The organism is Holdemanella sp. (assembly GCF_056804935.1).
This window is the reverse complement of the sequence record NZ_DBMEXE010000125.1, coordinates 1-4,770: the sequence shown is the minus strand read 5'-3', so window position 1 is coordinate 4,770 and position 4,770 is coordinate 1. Positions and strand designations below refer to the sequence as shown.

General features: G+C 37.8%; 4 protein-coding genes and 7 tRNA genes. 4 read left to right on the top strand and 7 right to left on the bottom strand.

Translation table 11 applies throughout. The features are described from left to right. Positions 1–181 precede the first annotated feature (181 nt). The 7 genes from ACZQCL_RS06540 to ACZQCL_RS06510 all read right to left on the bottom strand — a co-directional run bounded on the left by ACZQCL_RS06540 (position 182) and on the right by ACZQCL_RS06510 (position 815). Positions 182–257, bottom strand: a tRNA-Phe gene (locus ACZQCL_RS06540). Positions 258–260: 3 nt separating this feature from the next. Further along, a tRNA-Met gene (locus tag ACZQCL_RS06535) sits at positions 261–337 on the bottom strand. Positions 338–354: 17 nt separating this feature from the next. Then, positions 355–445: transfer RNA gene (locus ACZQCL_RS06530), tRNA-Ser, on the bottom strand. A gap of 11 nt (positions 446–456) precedes the next feature. After that, positions 457–533: transfer RNA gene (locus ACZQCL_RS06525), tRNA-Ile, on the bottom strand. 13 nt (positions 534–546) lie between these two features. Further along, a tRNA-Met gene (locus tag ACZQCL_RS06520) sits at positions 547–623 on the bottom strand. 16 nt (positions 624–639) lie between these two features. Continuing rightward, positions 640–716, bottom strand: a tRNA-Pro gene (locus ACZQCL_RS06515). A gap of 22 nt (positions 717–738) precedes the next feature. Beyond that, positions 739–815 (bottom strand) — tRNA-Arg (locus ACZQCL_RS06510). Positions 816–992: 177 nt separating this feature from the next. Between ACZQCL_RS06510 and ACZQCL_RS06505 the strand changes: the two genes are divergently transcribed. The 4 genes from ACZQCL_RS06505 to ACZQCL_RS06490 form a co-directional block, all read left to right on the top strand. Continuing rightward, positions 993–1,682 carry an N-acetylmannosamine-6-phosphate 2-epimerase gene (locus tag ACZQCL_RS06505; protein WP_003866240.1) on the top strand — a complete coding sequence of 230 codons (690 nt, stop codon included), beginning with the start codon at positions 993–995 and terminating at the stop codon, positions 1,680–1,682. Positions 1,683–1,684: 2 nt separating this feature from the next. Beyond that, positions 1,685–3,073 (top strand): TldD/PmbA family protein, encoded by a 1,389-nt coding sequence (locus ACZQCL_RS06500; protein WP_482482336.1) that lies wholly within the window; start codon positions 1,685–1,687, stop codon positions 3,071–3,073. After that, entirely contained in the window at positions 3,066–4,391 is a 1,326-nt protein-coding gene (locus ACZQCL_RS06495) for a TldD/PmbA family protein (protein ID WP_482482334.1), read from the top strand. The genes ACZQCL_RS06500 and ACZQCL_RS06495 overlap by 8 nt, the downstream gene beginning before the upstream one ends. 2 nt (positions 4,392–4,393) lie before the next feature. Continuing rightward, a partial coding sequence (locus ACZQCL_RS06490; RefSeq protein ID WP_482482332.1) for an SseB family protein occupies positions 4,394–4,770 on the top strand: 377 nt, incomplete at its 3' end.

Sequence of the window (4,770 nt, the reverse complement as noted above, 5' to 3'; positions counted from 1 at the left end):
TCTGAGCCCAATATCAGCTATAAAACGTTTTGGGGTATATGCCGCCCCTTAAATTCTTGGAGAGCAAATTCACCTAACCCCATCCAAATTTATTGCGCCAATATAACCATAATGTGAGAATATGCTTTAAATAAGGCATAAAAAAAGCACCTGGCAAATGCTAGGTGCAATCTTTGACAAATGGTGGTCTCAGTCGGAATCGAACCAACGACACAAGGATTTTCAGTCCTTTGCTCTACCAACTGAGCTATGAGACCACATGGTTGCGGGAGAAGGATTTGAACCAACGACCTCCGGGTTATGAGCCCGACGAGCTACCAGACTGCTCTATCCCGCGATATGAATTAATTAAGATGGCGCAGAAGCTGGGATTCGAACCCAGGCGCCGCTCGCACGACCTACCGGTTTTCAAGACCGGACCCTTCAGCCACTTGGGTACTTCTGCATATGTATAATTGGTGGACCCTGTAGGACTCGAACCTACGACCCGCCGGTTATGAGCCGGATGCTCTGACCAACTGAGCTAAGGGTCCAAGTTAAACTCGTTGGTGGCTGGAGTGAGACTCGAACTCACGACCTTCCGGGTATGAACCGGATGCTCTAGCCAACTAAGCTACCCAGCCGAATTAAATAAAATAATGGTCGGGATGACAGGATTTGAACCTGCGACCCCTTGATCCCAAATCAAGTGCACTACCAAGCTGTGCTACATCCCGATATTTTTAGAAAAAAAATAAATGGCGCGCCCAGCAGGAATCGAACCCACAACCTTTTGATCCGTAGTCAAACGCTCTATCCAGTTGAGCTATGGGCGCATTTATTTCAACTGAGCTTTTGTGTCTCGCTCAGTGCCCATTAAATATACCATCACTTTAAAATGATTGCAAGCACTTTTTTAAAATTTTTTTAATTTTTTTCAAATTCGTGTTTTTCAACCTATATACGTAGTATAATTACCTATATATATAAGTAAGAAGAAGGAGATTTAAATCATGAGTAACATTGAATCAGTAAAAGGACACTTAATCGTATCTTGTCAGGCGCTTCCAGATGAACCTTTACATTCATCTTTTATTATGGGACGTATGGCTAGAGCGGCTAAATGGGGAGGCGCAAAAGGTATTCGTGCTAATACTGTAGAGGATATTAATGAAATTCAAAAAGAAGTTGATTTACCAGTTATTGGAATTATTAAACGAGTATATGGGGATTGTCCAGTATTTATTACACCTACAATGAAAGAAATCGATGAATTGATTGAAGGGGCACATCCAGAAATCGTTGCCTTAGATGCAACTTGTCGTGTTCGTCCAGATGGAAGAACTTTAGATGAATTGTATGCTGATATTCGTGCTAAGTATCCAGAACAAAAATTAATGGCAGACTGCTCTACATTAGAAGAGTGTCTTCATGCCGCTCAATTAGGCTTTGATTTTGTAGGAACAACATTAGTTGGATATACAGAAGAGAGTAAGGGCGATAAAGTGGAAACAAATGATTTTGAGTTAATGCGTAAATATTTAGAACAATCAAATGTACCAATGATTGCCGAAGGAAATATTGATACACCAGAAAAAGCACGCCGTGTATTAGAACTTGGATGCTTTAGTGTTGTAGTAGGATCTATTATTACTCGTCCTCAATTAATCACAAAACGATTTGTAGATTGCATTGAGGGATAAATATGTTAAAGAAGGAACAATTAGAAAAATTATTAGAACGTTGTATGGCTTCTTCTTGTGATTTTGCCGAAATCTTTGAAGAAGAAGGTACAACGGAATCTTTATCCATGTTAAATGGAAAATTAGAAGATACAAACGTATTGATTCGTGCTGGCATTGGAATTCGTCTATATAAAGGTGTGCAATCTGTATATGGATACACAAATGAAACAAATGAAGAATCATTAAATGCCTTAGTGGATGATTTGCGTGGAGGTTTTGGCATAGAATCTAAATCTGTATCGATCTCTTTGGTTGAAGAAACTCATGAAAATCTTCATCCAATCAAGGAAAATCCTGTAGAAGCTTCATTAGAATCTAAAGTTGCCTTAATGGTACGTGCAAGTGATGCGGCTAAAGCATATTCAGATAAAATTCAAAAAGTATCTGTAGGGTTGGCAAGTGTATGCCAAAATGTACAGATTTCAAATAGTGAAGGAAGGCTCGTACATGATACAAGAATTCGTTGTCGTATGTCTGTATCCTCTTTTGCCCAAGATGGCCAAAACTTACAATCTGGTTATGAAGCACCAGGCGCAAGTAAAGGCTTAGAATTCTTTGAAGAAAGAACTCCAGAATCTATTGGACAAGAAGCAAGTCGTATCGCATTAGTATTATTAGAGGCAAAAGATTGTCCATCTGGTAAAATGCCAGTCATTATTGATAATGGCTTTGGCGGTGTTATTTTCCATGAAGCTTGTGGACATGCCTTAGAAGCAAGTTCAGTCAGTAAAAATCAGAGTGTATTCTGTAATAAATTAGGTCAAAAAGTCGCAAGTGATAAAGTTACAGCTATTGATGATGGCACAATTCCAAATGCATGGGGCTCACAAAACGTAGATGATGAGGGAAATCCCCAACAAAAACGTGTATTAATTGAGAATGGTATTTTAAAGAGTTATATGATAGACCGCTTGAATGGTCGAAGGATGGGTCTTGAATCGACTTCAAGTTCACGTCGTCAGTCTTATAAATTTGAAACAACTTCGCGTATGACAAATACATATATTGCGGCTGGAAATGATGATTTTGACGAAATGTTTGAAGAAATCAAGCGAGGACTATACGCAAAGAAAATGGGTGGTGGAAGTGTAAATCCACAAACCGGAGAATTTAACTTTGCCGTATTAGAAGGTTATTTAATTGAAGATGGCAAGATTTCCTATCCAGTAAAAGGGGCTTCTTTAATTGGCAATGGTGCAGATATCCTATTTAATATTGATCGCGTGGGTAAAAACTTAGAGCGTGGACAAGGTATGTGTGGCGCTAGTTCTGGTTCGATTCCTACAGATGTAGGTCAACCGGCCATTCGTGTTTCACAAATTACAGTAGGAGGTACGGCCAATGAATAAACAAGTATGGATTGAAAAAGCACTTGGCCTAGGTATTCAGGAATTTGAAATCTATCAATCTACAACGGTTGAAAAAGAAATGACTTGGTTTCAAGGACAAATGGACACTTTAGTATCCAGTAAAGTGACAGGTACAAGTATTCGTGGAATTGTAGATGGAAAAATGGCCAATATGGCATTGGAAGAAATAGATGATTCTATGTGTGAAACTGTTCTAAAATCATTGATTGAACAAGCACATATTATTTCAAATGAAGAAACCGATTCGTTAAGAAAACCAGAACCAATTGAGTACGCAAAAAAAGATGTGACTTGGAATATGGCTAGTACAGAATATGTGAAGGATGTTCTTCAAAGCTTAGAAGCTAAGATTCTAGCCTATGATCCACGTGTCATTCAAGTTGGATATTTAGGCTATAGCCAAGGCAGTGGAAGTCGCAGTATTGTGAATAGCTTAGGCATGGATGTACAAGATGCTGATGAAATGCAGTACATTGTTGCCAGTGTTGTCGTTAAAGAAGAGGAAGAAGTCAAGGATGCAAGTTTAGTTGAAGTTGTTTATGACTTTGAAAAGTATGATTTGGATTCATTTGTTTCTCGTGTTTGCGATAAGGCTTTAAATAAATTAAAGGCCACACCAATTCCAAGCTGTACATGTCCAGTCATCTTTGAAAAGGATGCGATGACATCTTTATTTGCCGCCTTTACTGGTTTATTTAATGGGGAATTAATGTATAAGGGAATTTCACCTTTAAAAGATAAGTTTAATGAACAAATTTTCTCTGAACAAATCACAATTATTGATAATCCAAAGAATACGGATTGTCTAAGTATTGCCAATTTTGATGATGAGGGGTGTCCAACTTCTTCAAAAACTTTGGTGGATCACGGAAAATATGTTATGATGCTTCATGACACAAGAAGTGCCAATCGAATGCATACAAAGAGTACAGGAAATGGCTTTAAATCGGGCTATGCATCTAGCGTAAGTGTACAGCCAATGAATTGTTACATTGTACCGGGAAATGATAGTTTTGAGGATTTATGTACAAAAATTAAGGATGGCTTTGTCGTACAGAATTTAGCGGGTCTTCATGCTGGACTTGATTTTGTTTCTACAAACTTCTCACTACAATGCTCAGGCTTCTGGGTAAAGGATGGTAAAAGAGATAAGAATGTTACCTTGGTTACCGTCGCAAATAATTTCTTAAATATGATGAAACACGTAATTAGTGTGGGTAACGATTTAGATTGGAGTTATCACCAGGTTGTAAGTCCAAGTATCGCATTTGAAGAGTGTACAATTTCAGGGGAATAAATATGGTAAATGAATTTAAAAATGAAAAACTACAAGAAACATTAATTGTATTTAATAGAGAAAAAACAGATTCAGCATTTAGAAACTTGTTGGATGCGTTTATTTCGACTAATTTTCTAATTCCAGCACAATGGGATAAAGACCCTTCTCGCAATGAAAAGGGAGTCTTAGTCTTTGAACCAAATACACAATTCCAATTGTCTTTGATTCAAAATGATAAGGGAGATAGTTTCTTTCCTGTCTTCTCAAGTATGGATCAATTGAAAAAATGGGATCAAGATAGTGAAATCCATTCCTTGGTTATGACATATAATCAATATATGCCATTTGTGAAGATGGCATTAAATCAGATTCATGGCATTGTGATCGATCCATTTGG

What these genes read in the sequence shown, in the direction of transcription:
- ACZQCL_RS06500 (WP_482482336.1), top strand. Translation starts at nt 1,685, where the DNA reads ATGTTAAAGAAGGAACAATTAGAAAAATTATTAGAACGTTGTATGGCT.
- ACZQCL_RS06505 (WP_003866240.1), top strand. Translation starts at nt 993, where the DNA reads ATGAGTAACATTGAATCAGTAAAAGGACACTTAATCGTATCTTGTCAG.
- ACZQCL_RS06495 (WP_482482334.1), top strand. Translation starts at nt 3,066, where the DNA reads ATGAATAAACAAGTATGGATTGAAAAAGCACTTGGCCTAGGTATTCAG.